We start from the raw sequence: 18,609 nt of genomic DNA on the forward strand, positions 1-18,609 counted from the left end.
GTGGCGAACGGGTTTCACTCGCTGCACACCGCCTTGTCGGCGCTGGCCCTCTGAATGTCGGTGGGCGCCGCGGCGGGCGCGTCGACGGCCACCCCGGCCCCCTTGAAGTCGGCGCCGAGCGTCAGCGTCATCGCTTCCAGCCCCTCGGCGTCCTCGGTGCCCTGCTTCAGGGCCGATGCGGGCAGCCCCATCATGTCGGCGAGCGTCCGGGCCTGGTCCGCCTGGTCGGGCGCGTACGCGAGCGTCGTCTTCTCGGTCTTGGCAGGCGCGTTGGCCTTGTTGGTGGACTTCAGCACACCTTTTTCGAGCTGGAGCCAGCTGACGGTGGCTCCGGCCGCGCCGTCGATGTCCCCGCCGTTGTACACGTCCACCCGTACGTCGGCGGCCTTCGCCCGCGCCCCGTCGAGCAGGGCTTCCTGCGCGCTCTTCTCCTTCGCGGCGGCGGCCTTCTTCTGCGCCGCCACCTCGGTGAGGGAGACGTCCTGGCGCATCGTCTCGAAGAGCTGCTCGGCCTTGGTCGGATGGACGACCACGGTGACCGGGGTGGGCTCGTCCGGGTTGTCTATGACCGGCACCGTGGTGAAGGTGATGTTCTTGGCGTCGACCTTGGCGAGCTCCTTGGCGAGGGTGGTCAGCTTCGCGACCGAACCGATGCCGGAGTCGACCGTCAGCGCCTTGGTGGCCGCGTTGGCGAGCTTGAAGAGCTTCGTGGGGCTCGTCAGGGTGTCGTCCGACTTCATCTGCCGGATCATCGAGCCGAGGAACTGCTGCTGGACCTTGATCCGGTCCAGGTCGCTCTCGTTGCCGAAGCTGTGCCGGGTCCGCAGCAGGGCCAGGGCCGTCTCGCCCTCAACCTTCGACTCGCCCTTCGGCAGCTTGAGGTGGGACTTGGAGTCGTTGATCGGCTTGGCCATGCAGACGGTCACACCGCCGACCGCCGTGGAGAGTTCCTTGACCGCGTTGAAGTCGACCATCATGAAGTGGTCGACCGACAGGCCGGTGAGCTCCTTCACGGTGCGCATGGTGCAGCCGGGGTCACGGCCCTCCTGGCCCAGACTGGTGTTGAAGCGCTCGTTCTCGGTCCCTGGGATGACCTTCGTGGTGCCGTCGGCCTGCTTCGTCTCGCAGTCGGGGATGTCCATGACCAGGTCGCGCGGGATGCTGAGCGCGGTCGCGTTGGTCCGGTCCGCCGAGACGTGGAAGAGGATGTTGGTGTCGGCGTGGCCGACGCTTCCGGCGTCGCCGTAGCCCTCGTTGCCCTCGCCGGTCCTCTTGTCGGTACCGATGATCAGGATGTTCATCGGGCCCGGGCTGGTGACGTTCTTGTTGCCGGCGCTGCCCACGTCGACCGTGCCTATGTTGCCGTTGAAGTGCCGGTAGAGGGCGTACGCGCCGCCCGCCCCCGCGACGACCAGGAACGCCGTCACCCCGCTCGTCCACAGCAGGAACGTGCGCTTGCCGCTCTTCTTCGCCTTGCGCTTGCGGCGGCCCGCAGGGGCCTCCGGCTCGGCGGGCCGCCGGTTTCCGCCGGCCCGGCGGCTGCGCTGGCCCGGCACCCTGTCGTCCCGGGGCGGGGTGTCCTCTTCACCGGATTCCGGGGACGGGGCCCGGCGACGACCGCCCGGGCGGGGTTCTCCGGCAGCCGATTCGCTTCTCCCGCGCGGAACTCGCGGGCTGTCGCCCACCGCCGGAGAATGCTCTTCGGAGTCGCTCAGTCGCAGTTCGTAATTGCCCGTCTGCGGGTTCAGTACCCACTGGTCCGCGGGGTCGATATCGTCCGCCCGTCCACGGCTTTGCGCATCCACGGTCGCCTGGGTCCTCCGTCGGTGCCACGCGAGGCGCCTCCCCCGAAAAGGCGCTTCAAATCTGCGTTCCAGAAGTGCGTGGCCGGAAGGCTGGACGCACTGGATCGCGTCACACTATCCGCCCGTTCCGGGCTCCACGGACGGGCGTGACACATTCCACGCTCCCTACAACCGGGCATTCCACTCATTCCGAGCCGATTGTTCCGTTCCGCTTGAGAATTGCTTTACCCCTTACACAGGTCATCCGCAGCATTCGTGCCCGAGTAAGTGGGGTTCGGAGTCGCCCTGGCGGCATCGGCGGTCGTGCCGGCCCTTTTCCGCGGGGCGGCTCCGCTGCCCGAATTCTTGGCCGGTACGACCGTTACCGGGGTGTCTTCGCGTAGTTGCCCGAAGAGCTTGTCGGCATCCGGTTGCACCAATTCGTCCCGATTGGGGTTCTGGCGGTAGGGGCGGCGCGGGACGGTCAGGAACTGCACCTTGTCCGTGGGCACGTTCCGCATGCCGCGGACCAGACCGTAGAGGTCCCGCAGCGAGTCCAGGCCGGCGTCCGTCGTCAGCGACTTCGTGGCCGCGTCGAGCACGGGGTAGAGCCGGGCCGGATTGAGCAGGACGCCATTGCTCCGCACCTTGTTCACCAAGGCGGCGAGGAATTGCTGCTGCCTGTCCATCCGCTCGGTGTCGCTGCCGTCGCCGAGCGACTTGCGGGCGCGGACGTATCCGAGCGCCTGCTCGCCGTCGAGGGTGCGCTGCCCGGCGGCGAGCTTCAGGTGGGCCGCCGGGTCGTCGATGGGCTCCCTGACGCAGATCCGCACCCCGTCCACCGCGTCGACCATGTCCTTGAACCCGCTGAAGTCCACCACCACGTGGTGGTCGACGCGGATCTTCGTCATCAGCTCCACGGTCCGGACCGTGCAGGCCGTGCCGCCGATCTCGAACGCCCAGTTGAACTGGGCGTTCATCGCACCGGTCGCCTTGCCGCCCGAGCCGTGGCAGCTGGGGATCTCCACCATCAGGTCCCTGGGCACCGACACGGCGGTGGCGCTCTTCCGGTCAGCCGCGAGATGCAGCAGGATCACCGTGTCCGAGCGCTGCCGCCCACCGTCGTCGCGGCCGTACTTCCGGTTGTCCCCGGCCCGGCTGTCGGAGCCGATGAGCAGGATGTTCTGGGCGTCCGTCACGAGGGCGGTGGGCCGTTCGCGTTCGTACGCCCGCAGCTCGGCCTCCGCGGCGGTGTCCGTGCGGATGTTGCCGTTCAGCTTCCGGTACAGCCACCAGCCCGCGCCCGCCGCGACCAGGACGACGAGCGCCGCGCCCACGGCCGTCCAGCGCACCCAGTGACGCTTGCGGCCGCCCGGCCGCCCGGCCCTGGGGCGTTCCGCCCAGGTGCCCGGCCCGGGGGCGTCGTCCCGCGCACGGCTCTCGTCCGGCCCGCCGTCCGGCGATCCGTTCGGGTCCGGCGATCCGCCCGGCGACCCGTCGTCCCGTGTACCGGCCCCGGCATCGTCCTGGCGGCCGGAGTCCGGGGCGGGATCGGGGTCGGCCGGCGTGCCAGCGCTGTCGGTCACGGCTGCGTCCATCCTCGGGTGGTCGGTACCGCCGATGATGTACCCGAGCCGCCGCCCAGCCCCGGGGGACCGGGCCCGCGAGGGGCCGGACGAGTGACCCTCGCAGCGCTTTTCATACCGCGCCGCCCGCCCGGCGGGGCGGACCGGGTCCGCCGGTCAGACCGCGCGGTGGGTGACCCGCTCGCTCTCCACCCGCTTCGCCAGCCCGTCCTCGTCCAGCTGCCCGAGGTGGCGGCAGAGCACCACCGAACCGCCCGACGCCAGCGGCGCCCAGAGCCCGGCGGCGAGCCCGTCCCAGCCGTCGTACGAGCGTCCCGACAGCAGGCGGGAACCGGGCGCGAGCCCCAGCCCGGCCGCGTCCTCGCGGGCGCGGGCGACGAGCTGCGCACCCGTCAGCTCCGTCCCGTCCACGACGAGCGCGGGGGCGTCCGGGTCCACCGGCCGGTAGGGGGCGAACCGGTCGCCCTGGCCCGGCACCTCGACCGCGTAGTCGGCGAACCCGTCGGGCGCGACGGGGAAGCGGCCGCCCAGCGGGCGCAGTGCCAGGGCGACGCGCTCGCCCCGACAGGCGCGGGCGCGCTCCAGCGTGTCCGGGCCGGTCACCACGAGATCGGCCGCCGCCGGGTCGCCACCCACCTCGGCGACCACGCCGACCGAGGAACAGGCGAGGAGCCAGACGGCCGTCTGCCAGTGCGCCGGGAGCAGCAGGGCGAGCCGGTCACCGGGTTCGGCGGCCAGGTCGCCCTGGAGGAGATTGGCGGTCTTGGCCACCCAATTGGCGAAGGTGGCGACCGAAAGTTCGACGCGCTCGCCGGTGGCGTCGTCGTAGAAAGTGACCAGGGGGCGGGCCGGGTCCGTAAGGAGCGCGGATCGCAGCAGGTCGGCAGGGGTGCGGTCGCTGGCGTTCATCCGCGCAAGGGTACGCGGCACCGGCCCCGGGCGGTCCGTGAACCGGTACGCCGGGCCACCGTTCGGCAGACGGGCCGTCAGGGCACCGGGGCGCCTGTCGAGTGGCCGGGCGTATCAGCCTATTTGAGGATCAATGACATGCGTACTCTCCACGCCGCAACGATCGGCGTCACCTGTGCGGCCGCACTCACCCTCTCGCTCGCCGCGCCCACCCCCGCGCTCCCGGTGGCGCGGGCATCGGCGACCCCGGCCGCCGACCCGCCCGGCTCGACGCAGTCCCTGCCGCTCGCTCCGCTCGCGGAGAACCGGGCCGCAGGGGAGACGGCCGCCACCGCCGCGCAGGGCCTCACTCCCAGGGAAGTCGAGCCCTTCTCCCTCCTCGGCGTCGTCTGGGACGACGCGGCGACCGAGCTGCCCGGCACGGTCGAGGTCCGGACCCGCGCCACCGCCACCGCCCGCTGGTCCGGCTGGCAGGCAGTCGAGACGCACAACGACGAGCACGCGGCGGAACCCGGCACCCCCGAGGGCGACGCGGCCTCCGTCCGCGGCGCGACCGCTCCGCTCTGGGTCGGCGCGTCCGACGCGGTCGAGGTGCGGGTCCGGCCCACGATCACCGACCTGTTCGGCCGAGCCGCCGAGCCCGCCGTCCTCCCGAAGGGGCTTCGCCTGGAACTCGTCGACCCCGGCGCGGACCCGCCCGCCACCGCGAGCACGGTTCCGGGCGCGCAGCCGGCGGCCGGCACGACGGCGACGGACGGGACCGGCGGGACGGGTACGGGCACGACCGTCCCGCCCGACACGGACACCGCCGACGTCGCCGTGCTGCCCGCGCTCAGCCGCGCCCAGACGATCGCCGACGCGCAGGCCCGCGGGCTGGGGCTCCCGGCCGCACCCGAGGCCGACCAGGGGGCGGACGCGCCCCGGGCCGGGTCGGCGGTCGCCGCCGCGAAGCCGTACATCGGCCCCCGCCCGGGCATCATCACCCGCAAGGGGTGGGGCGCGGACGAGAAACTGCGCGAGAGTCAGTTCGCGTACACCACGACGGTGAAGGCGGCCTTCGTCCACCACAGCGCCACCGGGAACAACTACACCTGCTCCCAGTCGGCCTCCATCCTGCGCGGCATCTACCGCTACCACGTCAAGAGCAACGGCTGGCGGGACATCGGCTACAACTTCGCCGTCGACAAGTGCGGAAACATCTACGAGGGCCGGGCCGGCGGTGTCACCAGGGCGGTCCTCGGCGCGCACACGCTCGGCTTCAACAGCAAGACCATGGGCATCGCGGTGCTCGGCAGCTACGCCAGCACCAATCCGCCCACCGCGGCGGTGAACGCCGTCGCCAAGCTCACCGCGTGGAAGCTCGGACTCTTCGGCATCAACCCGAAGGGAACCGTCACCCTCGTCTCCGGCGGCGGCAACAGGTACAAGAAGGGCAGTTCGGTCAAGATGAACGCCATTTCCGGGCACCGCGACGGATTCGCAACCGAATGCCCCGGCGCACGTCTCTACAAGAAGCTCGGCACGACCCGGACCACCTCGGCCCGCCTCCAGGGGCGCTGACCGGGGCCGGGCCGACGGGTCTGCATACACTGGCCAGCCGAACGAGGCCCGGCCCCCGGCAGGAAGCAGAGAACAGACGCCGTGACAGAGGCAAGAGAAGCGATCCTCCTGGTCGGTGGGAAGGGCACCCGGCTCCGTCCCCTCACGGTCCGCACCCCGAAGCCGATGGTGCCGGCGGCGGGAGTCCCCTTCCTCACCCACCAGCTGGCCCGCGCGCGGGCGGCCGGCGTCGAGCACATCGTGCTGGCGACGTCCTACCTGGCCGAGGTGTTCGAGCCGCACTTCGGTGACGGCTCGGACCTCGGCCTGCACATCGAGTACGTCACCGAGCGGGAACCGCTGGGCACCGGCGGCGCGATACGCAACGTCGCCCACAAGCTCACCTCGGGCCCCGACGAGCCGGTGCTCATCTTCAACGGCGACATCCTCACCGGCCTGGACATCCGGGCCCTGGTGACCGCGCACACCGCATCCGGCGCGGACGTCTCGCTGCACCTCACCCGGGTCCAGGACCCGCGTGCGTTCGGCCTCGTCCCCACCGACGCCTCGGGCAGGGTCACCGCCTTCCTGGAGAAGCCGCAGACACCCGAGGAGATCGTCACCGACCAGATCAACGCGGGGGCGTACATCTTCCGCCGCTCGGTCATCGACTCGATCCCCGCCGACCGGCCGGTCTCCGTGGAACGCGAGACCTTCCCGGGACTGCTCGCCTCGGGCGCCCACCTCCAGGGCATGGTCGACTCCACGTACTGGCTCGACCTCGGCACCCCGCAGGCGTTCGTACGCGGCTCCGCCGACCTCGTCCTCGGCCGTGCGCCCTCCCCGGCCGTCCCGGGCCGCTGCGGCGAACGCCTGGTACTGGCGGACGCGCGGGTCGCCCCGGACGCCAAGCTCAGCGGCGGCACGGTCGTAGGCGAGCGCGCGGTGATCGGCGAGGGCGCCCGGATCACCGGCTCGGCGGTACTCGCCGACGCGGTGGTCGAACCCGGCGCGATCATCACCGACTCCCTCGTCGGAGCCGGCGCGCGGATCGGCAGCCGCACAGTGCTGACCGGTGCGGTCATCGGCGACGGCGCCCGGGTCGGCGCCGACAACGAGCTCCGCGACGGCGTCCGCGTCTGGTGCGACGCGGTCCTCCCGGACGGGTCGGTCCGCTTCTCCTCGGACGAGTGAGGCGCGCGGACGAGTGAGGCGCGCGGGCCGGTGGGGTACGCCGGTCGGGGGGACGGCCAGACCGGCGGGGTACGCCGGTCGGTGAGGCGGCCGAGCCGGTGAGGTACGTCTCGGGGCCCGGCGGTCCGGGGCCCCCGGGCTCCCCGGAGCCGTACCCTCGGAAGGGCCCCCGCACCCGCCGAACCACCCGAGGACGCCGACCCGTGGCAGGACGCTTCGCCCCCCGCACCGCGCGCACCGGCCTGCCCCGGCAGTCACCGGCCACCGCGCGCGGGGGAGCGGCCACCGACGGGCCCGCCCCCGTCGAGGCCCCGCTGACGCGGGAGTGGACCCCGCCGGGCCCGCTCGACCTCCGCCTGGTCCTCGGACCCCTGCGGCGCGGGGTCGGCGACCCCACCTTCCGTACGACCGACGACGGCAGCTTCTGGCGGGCCACCCGCACCCCGGCGGGCCCCGGCACCCTCCGCGTCCGCGCGGCGCCCGGAGGCCGGGTCGCGGCGACCGCCTGGGGGCCCGGCGCCGACTGGCTCCTCGACCAGCTGCCCGACCTGCTCGGGGCGGGCGACGACCCGGACGCCTTCGAACCCCGCCACCGGCTGCTCGCCCTCGCCCGGCACAGCCGCCCCGGGCTGCGCCTGCTGCGCACCGGACTGGTGATGGAGTCCCTGATCCCGTCGATCCTCGAACAGAAGGTCACCACCACCGAGGCCTACCGCGCCTGGCGGCTCCTGGTGCGCCGGCACGGCACCCCCGCCCCCGGCCCCACCGCCGGGCTCGGGCTGCACGTCATGCCGGACCCGCGCGCCTGGGCGCTGGTGCCGTCCTGGGAGTGGCACCGGGCCGGCGTCGACGCCAAGCGTTCGGACACCGTCATGCGCGCGGTACGGGTGGCCCGCCGGCTGGAGGAGGCGGCCGACATGGAGCTGCCCGAGGCGAAGGCCCGGCTGGAACTGGTCCCCGGCATCGGCCCCTGGACCTCCGCCGAGACCCTCCAGCGGTCCAACGGCGCCCCGGACGCGGTCACCACCGGCGACTACCACCTGCCGGGCATCGTCGGCCACGCCCTCGCCGACGACCGGCACGCCGACGACACCCGGATGCTGGAGCTGCTCGCCCCCTACGCGGGCCAGCGCCACCGCGCGACCCGGCTGATCCTGCTCTCGGGCGTGAGCCGACCCCGCCGCGGCCCCCGGATGACCCCGGGCGACATCGCGCCGCTCTGAGGCCCGGGCGCCTCGGCGTCCCGCGTCAGCGCACCGTGAGGAAGTCCTCCGCGTCCCGGGCGGCCCGCTCGCGCGGCGCCGTCGCCGGGCGGCCGATGGCCACCGCACCCAGCGGGTCCCAGGATCCGGGCAGATCCAGCACCTCGCGCACCACGGACCGGCAGAACATCGTCGAGGACACCCACGCCGAACCGAGCTGCTCGCCCGCCAGCGCCACCAGGAAGTTCTGCACCCCGGCCCCGGCCGCGACCACGAACATCTCGCGCTCCGCGGTGTCCCGGCGCTCGTCCCCGTAGGTGTGCGAACCGTCCATCACCAGGCACGGGACCGCCAGGTACGGCGCCGAGCGCAGTACGTCGCCCCGGCGCACCCGCTTCCGGATCGACTCCTCGCTCTTCCCGTCGCGCCGCAGATCGGCGATCCAGGCGTCCCGCATCGCGTCGAGCAGCCGGGTCCGCGACTCCTGCGACTCCAGCAGCACGAACCGCCAGGGCGTCGTGTGGTGCGGCGCCGGGGCGGTCACCGCCGCGGCCACCGCCCGCCGGACCGCCCCCGGGTCCACCGGATCGCCGGTGAACTCGCGGACGGTGCGCCGGAGCGTCACCGCCTCCCGGACCGCCTCGGACGTACCGAGCCGGAACATGTCGTCGGCGGCGACCCGCACCAGCGCACGCGCACCCGCGGGCTCGTCCGGGTCGCCGTCCGGTCCGCCGGCCCGGGCGACCACGTGCCCGAGCCCGCGCACCACCGCGACCGGCAGCCCGGCCGCCTTGCCCTTCACCAGGTCGCCCGCGGCGGCCAGCTCGTCGGCGGTGGCGACCACCGTCGCGCTCAGCGGATTGCCGTACGCGTCCGTACCGCCCCGCAGGTCGTCCAGGACCCGCACCCCGGCCGCGCCGATCGCCACGTCCGTCAGCCCCGCCCGCCACGGCCGCCCGAAGGTGTCCGTGACGACGACGCCGACCTCCACGCCCAGTGTGTCCCGCAGCCCGTCCCGGATCGCCCGGGCCGAACGGTCCGGGTCCTCGGGCAGCAACAGCACCGTCCCGGCGGGGGTGTTCGAGGCGTCCACCCCGGCGGCGGCCATCACCAGACCCTGCCGGTTCTCGACGATGCGCAGGGTGCCGCGCCGCGCCACCACGCGTACGGTCTCCGCGTCGATCGCCGACTCGCGGTCGGTCGCCTCCATGATCCGGCCCTCGGCCTTGGAGACGATCTTCGAGGTGACGAGCAGCACGTCGCCGTCGGCCAGCCCCGGCTCGGCGGCGGCGATCAGCTTGGCGAGGTCGTCCCCCGCCCGCACCTCGGGCAGTCCGGGCAGCGCCCACACCCGGTACGCGGGCGCATCCGCCGTGCTCACGCCCGTACCTCCTCGGCCAGCGTCAGCGCCTGACGGGCCATCTCGGCCGTCGCGTCGACGTCCGTCATCATCAGCGGCACCGCGCGGCAGCGGATGCCCGCCGACTCCACCGCGTCCACCGCACCGGCGTCCACGGTGTCCACCAGCCACCCGTCCAGCAGCCCGGAGCCGTAGTGCTCGGCCACCGCGGCCGCCGTCGACTCCACACCCACCGCGGCCAGCACCTTGTCGGCCATCCCGCGCACCGGGGCGTCCCCCACGATGGGAGAGAGACCGACGACCGGCACACCGGCCTCGGCGATGGCCTCCCGGATGCCGGGCACCGCCAGGATCGTGCCGATGGACACCACCGGGTTCGACGGCGGGAAGACGATGACGTCGGCCGCCGCGATGGCTTCCAGCACGCCCGGGGCGGGCTTGGACTGCTCCGCGCCGACCGGCACGATCGCCCGCGCCGGGACGGACGCCCGCAGCCGCACCCAGTACTCCTGGAAATGGATGGCCTTGGTCTCGCCGTCGATCTCCACGGCCACGTGCGTCTCGACCCGGTCGTCGGACATCGGCAGCAGCCGGACCCCCGGCTGCCAGCGGTCGCAGAGGGCCTCGGTGACCGCGCTGAGCGGGAAGCCCGCGCCCAGCATCTGGGTACGGACCACATGGGTCGCGAAGTCGCGGTCGCCCAGCCCGAACCAGTCCGGGCCCACGCCGTAGGCCGCGAGCTCCTCCTTGAGGTGGAAGCTCTCGTCGGTGCGCCCCCAGCCCTGTTCCTCGTTGATGCCCCCGCCGAGGGTGTACATCACGGTGTCGAGGTCGGGGCAGACCTTCAGCCCGAACAGATGGATGTCGTCGCCGGTGTTGCCGATGACGGTGATCTCCGCGTCGGGTGCGGCCTGTTTGAGGCCACGCAGGAAACGAGCACCACCGATACCGCCGGCCAGAACCACAATGCGCATGCCACCAGTCTGTCAGGCGGAGCCTGATCCTCTGTGGGGTGGTGGCGGGCGACGGGTGGGGCTCTCAGGCGGAGCCTGATCCGCTGCGGGGCGGTGGTGGGCGACGGGTGGGCTGTCAGGCCGGGGAGGAGTGCTCGGGGGGTGGTTCCCCGGGCCGGCACTCCTCGGGGCGGTGTTCCTCAGGCCGGTACGGCGTCGAGGGCGGCCGGGGCGCACCGGGCGGTGTGCATCGGCATCTCGGTGAGGCCGGGGAAGTACACGTGCAGGCTGACGGCGGGCGTGAGGGAGTCGTTGACCACCTCGTGGACGTACCCGGGGGCGAAGACGTGCTGGCCGTCGGCGCCGATGCGCCGGGTCCCGCGCTCGGTGTGCTCGGTCAACTCGCCTTCCAGCACGGTGAGTACGCCGGACGACTGGCCGTGGTCGTGGCGCCCGCTGCCCTGTCCGGGGACCCAGCTGAGCAGCCAGACCTCGTACCCGGGGCCGGTGCGCAGCCGGTGGTACCAGCGGGTGGTGGTGTCGTACTGGACGAGCGGGGCCCACTGGGTGCGGTCGGCGGCGATGGATCGGGCCAGACCGGCGAACTCGGCCACGGTGGTGGGGTGTTGCTTCGGCGGCAGGAGCAGGTGCTGGACCTCCAGGAGGTCGCCGGCGATCTGCAGGTCGCTGTCGTTGTTCATGGATGCGGTGGTCCTCGGCATCGGTGGTGCGCGTGGGGGTGCGACTCGGTGGTGGTGCGCGGGGGCCCGGGCGGACACGCCGGTACGGCGGTTTCCTGCGCGGGGCGCCCGGGGGCGCGGTGCTGGAGGCCCGTGGCGTCCGGCTCGCCGACCGTGCCCGTGAGGGGCGCGGAGGGGAAGCGGGAACCCGGATTCAGAGCGGGAGCGCTGATCGGAGCCGGAGCCGCGAGGGCATCAACAGCAGCGACAGCTGGAACAGCAACAGCGGGCCTGGACAGCGGTGCGGAACCCACGGACGTGGGTGGCGTACATCGCGACGGTCGCTGGCATGGTGACAAGGAGACCGGCTCGTTACCCGCGCTGTCAACTCGGCGTCCCATTTGGCGGCAATGTTTCACCCCTTCCGGTCGCCGGCGCTGAAGAAAGGTTTGTGCACCGACGGGGCAGGACAGGTGGCGCATCATCCGGGCGCTCAAACCTTGCTGACAGTCTGTGACTCGTCTGTGATCTTGGTCGCTTCGGTGATCGAATCGAACCGGCCCGCACGCCCCGTTCGTCTCACTGGTCGGGGGGAGCGGGGTGGTTGGGCTCTAGGCATATGTCAGGTTTTTGGTGGTTTGATAACTTTCCGCGTATGTTTGGTTCCGCAGAGTGAATACCGGGGCCAATAGCAGAAGCTCGCTTGACCGGCCCAGAGCTACACACTTGTAATTTCACTCGTGTTGTTCGGCCGCACGGAGAGTGACGGTCACGTCACGGGGACGTAAGAGACAGACGAGGGGCGCACATGACCGAGCTGTTCCAGCAACTGCTGGTCGAGGACGCGGACGAGGAACTCGGCTGGCAGGAGCGCGCGCTGTGCGCCCAGACCGATCCCGAGTCCTTCTTCCCGGAGAAGGGCGGATCGACCCGGGAGGCCAAGAAGGTCTGCCTCGCCTGCGAAGTCCGTTCCGAATGCCTGGAGTACGCCCTGTCGAACGACGAGCGGTTCGGCATCTGGGGCGGGCTCTCCGAGCGGGAGCGGCGGCGCCTGAAGAAGGCCGCGATCTGACCGGTACGGCTCCGAGGGCCCGTGTCCTCCGATCCGGCGGGCGGACCTGACGAGCGGTCGACCCGACGAGCCGGTCGCGCGAACCGCACCATCACGACATCTCCACTGCGCTGCTCCCACTGCGCTGCTCCCACCGCGCTGCTTCCACCGCACCGGGCGGGCCACCCGGCCGTCGCCTCCGTACGGCCGTCCTCTCCACGCGGCCCCCGCGCCCCTCACGTCCGTGCGGCCCCGCGGGAACCCCGGACCAGCCCGATGGCCCGTGGCCCCGGCCCTTCCCCCCAGGGTCCGGACCACGGGCCATCGGCGTGGCCGCACCCGCACCGGGAACCGCCGCCCGCACCCGTCGCGGCGCCCCGTGAACCTGCGTACCGCCGGGGGTACGGGGAGTGCGGAGATCCGCGCCGGGCGGGCCAGGTCTCCGCGGTCGCCGCCCGCGCGGCCCCCTCAGGGCCGTCCCGGGGTTCCTGGCGGGACAGCCCTCAAAGCGTGTTGCCGGCGACGCCCGGCACGCACGCTCGCCGCGTTGTCGGGATCACCCCGACGCGTCCGGTATCGGGGTGTCCCTCCGCCGCGCGATCGCACGCACCGGACGCCGCCGGACCCGCCCTCCGGGCGGACGGCGCTGCTTTCGCGACGCGCTCTACCCTGCGGGGTGCGGCCGGGGTTCACCCGCTCGGCGCCAACGCCCGCGATCCGTACCGTTAGTGTGGGGCCCCGTCCGAGACACGCCAACGCCCTCCCGGGGCGCGCGTGTACACCGATGCAGCCTCACCGGGGGGAACGCCCCCGGAACCCGGCCGGAGGGCCCGTACCTCGATGTCCGTGCAGAGTCACCCGGCGGCGCCGAACGCGTCCGCCCCCCCAGAGTTCCCCCGCCACGTCGTCACCGCCGTGCTCGTCTCCCACGACGGCGCACGCTGGCTGCCCGACGCGCTCGCGGGCCTGCTCGGGCAGGAGCGCCCCGTACAGGACGCCGTCGCCGCCGACACCGGCAGCGCCGACGACTCCGCGCGGCTGGTCACCGAGGCGCTGGGCGGTGACCGCGTCCTGCACCTCGCGCGCCGGACCGGCTTCGGCACCGCCGTCGACGAAGCGGTACGCACCGCGACCGTGCTGACCGCCGACGACCTGCCCTACCTCAAGCGCCCCAGCGGCTGGGACCCCGTCACCAGGACCTGGCGGGACGACGCCTACGACCTGCCGGAACTCCCCTACGGCGAACCCGTCCAGTGGCTCTGGCTGCTCCACGACGACTGCGCCCCCGAGCCCGACGCCCTCGCCGAACTGCTGCGCGTCGTCGACGTCGACCCGCAGGCCGCGATCGTGGGACCCAAGCTGCGCGGCTGGTACGACCGCCGGCAGCTGCTCGAAGTCGGCGTCACCATCGCCAACAGCGGCCGTCGCTGGACCGCGCTCGACCGGCGCGAACAGGACCAGGGCCAGCACGACCAGGTCCGCAGCGTCCTCTCCGTCTCGTCCGCGGGCATGCTCGTGCGGCGCGACGTCTGGGAGGAGCTCGGCGGCTTCGACCGCAGGCTCCCCCTGATGCGCGACGACGTCGACCTCTGCTGGCGCGCCCACATGGCCGGACACCGGGTGCTCGTCGCCCCCGACGCCGTGCTCCGGCACGCCGAGGCCGCCGCCCGCGAACGCCGCCCCATCGACTGCGCCGGACGTTCGGTGGTCGGCCCGCACCGCGTCGACCGGGCCGGTGCCGTCTACGCGATGCTCGCGAACAGCCCGGCCAAGAAGCTCCCCTGGGTGCTGCTCCGCCTCGTCGTCGGCACCCTGCTCCGCACCCTCGCCTACCTCGTCGGCAAGGTCCCCGGCCAGGCGATCGACGAGGTCACCGGCCTCGTCGGCACCCTGCTGCGGCCGGGCAGGATCATGGCCGCACGCCGCGCCCGCGGCAAGGGCACCGTCGACCCGGCCGAACTCCGCTCCCTCTTCCCGCCGCCCGGTGCCACCGTCCGCGCCACCGTCGAGCAGGTCGCCGGCAACTTCGGCTCGCGCGCGGACGCCGACGCCGCGGGCGGCTCGCGCCACGGAGCCGTCGAGTCCGGACCCGGCGGCGACGACGCCGACTTCCTGGAGGTCGAGCAGTTCGCCCGGCTCAAGCGGATCGGCCGCAAACCCGGCCCCGTCCTCTTCGCCCTCCTGCTGCTCGTCTCGCTCCTCGCCTGCCGCTCCCTGCTCGGCGGCGGCGCGCTGGCCGGCGGCGCGCTGCTGCCCGCACCGGACTCCGTCGCCGACCTCTGGGGCCGGTTCGCGGACGGCTGGCACCCCGTCGTCACCGGCTCCACCGAGGCGGCCCCGCCCTACCTCGGCGTACTCGCCGCCGTCTCGGCCCTCTTCCTCGGCTCCACCGGCTTCGCGTTGACCCTGCTGCTCGTCTGCTCGGTACCGCTCGCCGGACTCACGGCTTACTTCGCGTCCCGGCCGCTCATCGAGTCCCGCCTGCTGCGGGCCTGGGCGAGCATCGCGTACGCCTTCCTGCCGGCCGTCACCGGAGCGCTGGCCACCGGACGCCTGGGCACCGCCGTGCTCGCCGTGCTGCTCCCGCTGATGGCCCGTACCGCCGTCTCGGCCCACGGCCTGCGCGGCGACGGACGGCTCCGCGGCAGCTGGCGGGCCACCTGGGCCTTCACCCTGCTGCTCACCTTCACCACCGCGTTCACCCCGATCGTGTGGCCGCTCGCCGTCGTCCTCGGCCTGGGCGTGCTCGCCCTGCGCCGCCGGGACATCGCCGCGTACGGACTCCGGTTCCTCGCCACCGTCGGCACCCCGCTGCTCGTCCTCGCGCCCTGGTCGCTGAGCCTGCTGACCCGGCCGTCCGACCTGCTCCGGGAAGCGGGCCTGGACCTCGGCGAGGGCACCGCCTCCGCCGTCGACCTGCTCTCGCTGAGCCCCGGCGGCCCCAAGGGCGGCGGCTCCGTCCTCTTCCTCGGCATCGTGCTCGCGGCCCTCGCCGCCCTGCTGCGCGGCGAACGCCAGACCGCGATTCGCGCCGCCTGGGCCGCCGCCCTCGTCGGCCTGCTCTTCGCGGGCGTCAGCAACGGCTCCACCTGGGCCGGTCCCGCCACCCTCGTCTACGGCACCGCGCTGATCGCCGCCGCCCTGCTGGGCGCGGACGGGGCGCGCATCCGCGTCGCCGCCCTCAGCTTCGGCTGGCGGCAGCCGGTGGCCGCGCTGATCGCGCTGGCCTCCGCCGCCGCGCCGGTGGTGGCCGCCCTCGCCTGGATGGCGGGCGGCGCCGCCGGACCGCTGGAGCGCCGCGACCCGGTGCAGGTTCCCGCGTTCGTCGCGGAGGAGAGCAGCACGGCCGACCAGCCGCGCACCCTGGTGCTCGGCGGGACCTCGGCAGGATCGGTCTCGTACACCCTGGTCCGCGGATCCGGCGCCCGCCTCGGCGACGCCGAACTGACCGCGGTGACCGGCAGCGACAGCCACCTGGACAAGATCGTCGCCAACCTGGTGGCGGGCTCCGGCGCCGACCAGGGCCACCAGCTCAGCGGCTTCGCCGTGCGGTACGTGCTGGTGCGCGACGGCGCCCCGCGCGAGATGGGCCGGGTACTCGACGCGACGCCCGGCCTCAGCCGCCTCAGCCAGCTCGACGGCAGCGCCCTGTGGCGGGTCGACCAGGACGTCGCCCGCGTCATGATCGTCCCGGGCTCCGGTGACGGCGAGGGCGTGGCGGTGCCCTCGGGCGCCGTGGAATCCCACACCAAGATCCCGGCGGGCGAGGACGGCCGGCTGCTCCGCCTCGCCGACGCGGCCGACCCCGCCTGGCAGGCCACCCTGGACGGGAAGCCGCTCACCCGCAAGACCGTCGACGGCTGGGCGCAGGGCTTCGAGCTTCCCGCGTCCGGCGGCCGGCTCGACCTCACCTACGACACCCCCCTCACGCACTCCGCGTGGATCTGGGCGCAGATCGGGCTCGCCGTGGTCCTCGTGGTCATGGCCCTGCCGGGCCGCCGCCGCGAGATCGACGACGACCTCCCCGAGGACGCCGAAGCCGCCGCGGCGGCCGACGCGGCCGAGGGCGACGGACGCCGGGCCCGCCGGCTCCGCGCCGCCGCCGAGGCGGAAGCAGCCGCCGCGGCGGCCGAAGGCGAGCCGTCGCCGGACGGTCCGCCGGCCGTCCCCGGCTTCGGCACCGGCGCGCCCGAGGAGGACCGGCCCGAGCCGGAGCCGTACGCCCCGGCGCACGGCGAGGACGGCGCGTACGTCCCGGCGCAGGCCGAGGGCGACGGTACGTACGCCGCGCAGGCCGAGGAGGGGGACGGCACGTACGCCGCGGTTCCCCAGCAGCAGTACGCCGAGTGGGACGGGCAGCAGTACCAGCAGTCCGCGTACGCGCCGTACCAGACCGATCAGCACCAGACCGATCAGCACCAGACCGGTCCGTACCCGACCGACCCGTACCCGGCCGAGCAGCAGTACCCCGCCGAGCAGTACCCGGCGGACCAGTACCCGGCGGACCAGTACGGGACCGGCCAGTTCCAGCAGGTCGACCCGTACCAGCAGAACGCCGACGTCTACGACCCGTACGGCTACGGGCAGCAGCAGCAACAACAGCAGGAACAGCAGCAGCACCAGGGTTACGAGACCCAGGCCCCGTACGACCCCTACACGGGGCAGCGGTACGGCGTCCACGACACCGACGAGCAGGTCGACCCGAACGCCCCGGACCAGGCGCCGTGGCAGACCCGTAACGCATCGCGAGGCGAGTCCGAGTGAAGTCCACACCCCTGTCCCTCATCGCGGGCGCCGTCGCGCTCGCCGCCGTCACCGGTGTCGCCGCGTTCAACGCGCCCGGCGGCACCGCTCCGGCGAAGGCCGCGTCCGCGACCCGGCTGCCCGTCGAGCGGTCCAGCCTGCTCTGCCCGGCGCCCAGCGACTCGGAGCTGGCCGAGACCGCGTACACCTCCTTCACCCCGGCGGGGAAGGGGACGGGCGAGGAGTCGGCCGCCGAGCTGACGCGGACGCTCCCCGTCACGGACGACGGCACCGGCGACGCCACCACCGACAAGACCGACAAGACTGCGGACGACAAGGCCGCCGCGGCGGCGAAGAAGAAGGCGGAGAAGCCGGTCCTCGCGCTCAAGGAGGCCGGGAAGCCCGTCACGGCCGAGGCCGACGGCGCCGACGCGCCGGCGCTCGTCGGCACCGCCACCGGTGCGCTCGCTCCGGGCTGGAGCGCGCAGCAGACCACCTCGGTCTCCGTCGGCTCCACCCGAGGGCTGCTCGGCGTCAGCTGCACCGCGCCCGACACGGAGTTCTGGTTCCCCGGCGTCAGTACGGCCGCCACCTCGCAGGACTACATCCACCTGACCAACCCGGACGACAGCGCGGCGATCGCCGACATCCAGCTGTTCGGCCCGGACGGCGACCTCAAGGCGGACGTCGGCGACGGGATCGCCGTACCGGGACACTCCGGCGTGGCCATGCTGCTCTCCACGCTGACCGGCGAGGCCGTCGACGGCGTCACCGCCCACGTCACCACCCGCAGCGGCCGGGTCGGCGCCGTGGTCCGGGGCGCCGAGGAGGACAGCGGGAGCGACTGGCTGACCGCCTCCGCGGACCCCTCCGCCACGGTGGTGATGCCCGGCATCCCCGCCGACGCCACCTCGGTCCAGCTGATCGCGTTCGCGCCCGGCGACGACGACGCGGACGTCAAGGTGCAGCTGGTGGGGAAGACGGCGACCTTCGCCCCGGCGGGCAACGACACCCTGCACATCAAGTCGGGCATGACCGCGAGCGTCGACCTGAAGAACGTCACCCGCAAGGAGCCGGGCTCGCTGCGGCTCACTCCGGCCGAGGGTGGCCGGGCCACCCCGATCGTGGCCGCGCTGCGCGTGGTGCGGGGTACCGGCTCCGGCCAGGAGATCGCGTACATCCCGGCCACCCGGCCGGTCGGGGCCCGGGCGAGCGTGGCCGACAACCGGTCCAAGGGCTCGACCCTGTCGCTCGTCGCACCCGGCGCCACCGCCCAGGTGAAGGTCACCGCCACGGCGGGCAGCGAGGGCGGTGAACAGGCCGTCAAGTCGTACACGGTCAAGGGCGGTACGACCCTCGCGTTCACCCCGCCCGTCCCGTCCGGGCTCAAGGGCTCGTACGCGCTGACGGTGGAGACGGAGTCGGGCGGCCCCGTCTACGCGGCCCGCACGCTCGCCCTCCCGGAGGACGGCGTGCAGATGTTCACCGTGCAGACGCTGCCGGACGACCGGGGCACGGTCGAGGTCCCGGCCGCGGTGCAGGACCTGACGGTCCTGGACGACTGACGGCACGGGCCGCACCGGTGGCTCCCGGCCGTCCGGCCGCCGG

12 protein-coding genes are annotated in these 18,609 nt (G+C 73.6%); 6 read left to right on the top strand and 6 right to left on the bottom strand.

The window, feature by feature from the left end:
* Window positions 1–14: 14 nt before the first annotated feature.
* From OHT52_RS18815 to OHT52_RS18825, 3 genes are all read right to left on the bottom strand, one after another.
* Window positions 15–1,805: an LCP family protein gene (locus OHT52_RS18815; RefSeq protein ID WP_328721355.1), complete on the bottom strand. Its 1,791-nt coding sequence runs from the start codon at window positions 1,803–1,805 to the stop codon at window positions 15–17.
* 224 nt (window positions 1,806–2,029) lie between these two features.
* Window positions 2,030–3,370 (bottom strand): LCP family protein, encoded by a 1,341-nt coding sequence (locus OHT52_RS18820; RefSeq protein ID WP_328721356.1) that lies wholly within the window; start codon window positions 3,368–3,370, stop codon window positions 2,030–2,032.
* Window positions 3,371–3,526: 156 nt separating this feature from the next.
* The gene (locus OHT52_RS18825; RefSeq protein ID WP_328721357.1) at window positions 3,527–4,279 is read right to left on the bottom strand and encodes a TIGR03089 family protein; all 753 of its coding nucleotides are present in this window, start codon (window positions 4,277–4,279) and stop codon (window positions 3,527–3,529) included.
* A gap of 138 nt (window positions 4,280–4,417) precedes the next feature.
* On the opposite strand from OHT52_RS18825, the gene OHT52_RS18830 reads away from it, so the two are divergent.
* From OHT52_RS18830 to OHT52_RS18840, 3 genes are all read left to right on the top strand, one after another.
* Window positions 4,418–5,839: a peptidoglycan recognition protein family protein gene (locus OHT52_RS18830; RefSeq protein ID WP_328721358.1), complete on the top strand. Its 1,422-nt coding sequence runs from the start codon at window positions 4,418–4,420 to the stop codon at window positions 5,837–5,839.
* An 81-nt stretch (window positions 5,840–5,920) separates the two neighbouring features.
* Window positions 5,921–7,012 carry an NDP-sugar synthase gene (locus tag OHT52_RS18835; RefSeq protein WP_328721359.1) on the top strand — a complete coding sequence of 364 codons (1,092 nt, stop codon included), beginning with the start codon at window positions 5,921–5,923 and terminating at the stop codon, window positions 7,010–7,012.
* Between the two features lie 203 nt (window positions 7,013–7,215).
* Entirely contained in the window at window positions 7,216–8,235 is a 1,020-nt protein-coding gene (locus OHT52_RS18840; RefSeq protein ID WP_328721360.1) for a DNA-3-methyladenine glycosylase family protein, read from the top strand.
* A 25-nt stretch (window positions 8,236–8,260) separates the two neighbouring features.
* Here OHT52_RS18840 and OHT52_RS18845 read toward each other — a convergent pair whose 3' ends face one another.
* The 3 genes from OHT52_RS18845 to OHT52_RS18855 all read right to left on the bottom strand — a co-directional run bounded on the left by OHT52_RS18845 (window position 8,261) and on the right by OHT52_RS18855 (window position 11,228).
* Window positions 8,261–9,595: a coenzyme F420-0:L-glutamate ligase gene (locus OHT52_RS18845; protein WP_328721361.1), complete on the bottom strand. Its 1,335-nt coding sequence runs from the start codon at window positions 9,593–9,595 to the stop codon at window positions 8,261–8,263.
* Complete coding sequence (gene cofD, locus OHT52_RS18850; protein WP_328721362.1) at window positions 9,592–10,548, bottom strand: 2-phospho-L-lactate transferase; 957 nt, start codon at window positions 10,546–10,548, stop codon at window positions 9,592–9,594. Before cofD ends, OHT52_RS18845 begins: the two co-directional genes overlap by 4 nt.
* 179 nt (window positions 10,549–10,727) lie before the next feature.
* Window positions 10,728–11,228: a cysteine dioxygenase gene (locus tag OHT52_RS18855; RefSeq protein ID WP_328721363.1), complete on the bottom strand. Its 501-nt coding sequence runs from the start codon at window positions 11,226–11,228 to the stop codon at window positions 10,728–10,730.
* Between the two features lie 787 nt (window positions 11,229–12,015).
* Between OHT52_RS18855 and OHT52_RS18860 the strand changes: the two genes are divergently transcribed.
* The 3 genes from OHT52_RS18860 (at window position 12,016) to OHT52_RS18870 (ending at window position 18,566) form a co-directional block, all read left to right on the top strand.
* Window positions 12,016–12,279 (top strand): WhiB family transcriptional regulator, encoded by a 264-nt coding sequence (locus OHT52_RS18860; RefSeq protein WP_003968728.1) that lies wholly within the window; start codon window positions 12,016–12,018, stop codon window positions 12,277–12,279.
* Window positions 12,280–13,098: 819 nt separating this feature from the next.
* Entirely contained in the window at window positions 13,099–17,022 is a 3,924-nt protein-coding gene (locus OHT52_RS18865; RefSeq protein WP_328721364.1) for a glycosyltransferase, read from the top strand.
* Window positions 17,019–18,566, top strand: coding sequence for a DUF5719 family protein (locus OHT52_RS18870; RefSeq protein ID WP_328721365.1), 1,548 nt, complete (start codon window positions 17,019–17,021; stop codon window positions 18,564–18,566). Before OHT52_RS18865 ends, OHT52_RS18870 begins: the two co-directional genes overlap by 4 nt.
* Window positions 18,567–18,609 lie beyond the last annotated feature (43 nt).

This window comes from Streptomyces sp. NBC_00247 (assembly GCF_036188265.1).
Taxonomy (GTDB): Bacteria; Actinomycetota; Actinomycetes; order Streptomycetales; family Streptomycetaceae; genus Streptomyces.

Bases quoted from the DNA above. Each gene is read 5' to 3' on its own strand.
- OHT52_RS18825 (WP_328721357.1), bottom strand. From the start codon at position 4,279: ATGAACGCCAGCGACCGCACCCCTGCCGACCTGCTGCGATCCGCGCTC.
- OHT52_RS18830 (WP_328721358.1), top strand. From the start codon at position 4,418: ATGCGTACTCTCCACGCCGCAACGATCGGCGTCACCTGTGCGGCCGCA.
- cofD (WP_328721362.1), bottom strand. From the start codon at position 10,548: ATGCGCATTGTGGTTCTGGCCGGCGGTATCGGTGGTGCTCGTTTCCTG.
- OHT52_RS18855 (WP_328721363.1), bottom strand. From the start codon at position 11,228: ATGAACAACGACAGCGACCTGCAGATCGCCGGCGACCTCCTGGAGGTC.
- OHT52_RS18860 (WP_003968728.1), top strand. From the start codon at position 12,016: ATGACCGAGCTGTTCCAGCAACTGCTGGTCGAGGACGCGGACGAGGAA.
- OHT52_RS18865 (WP_328721364.1), top strand. From the start codon at position 13,099: ATGTCCGTGCAGAGTCACCCGGCGGCGCCGAACGCGTCCGCCCCCCCA.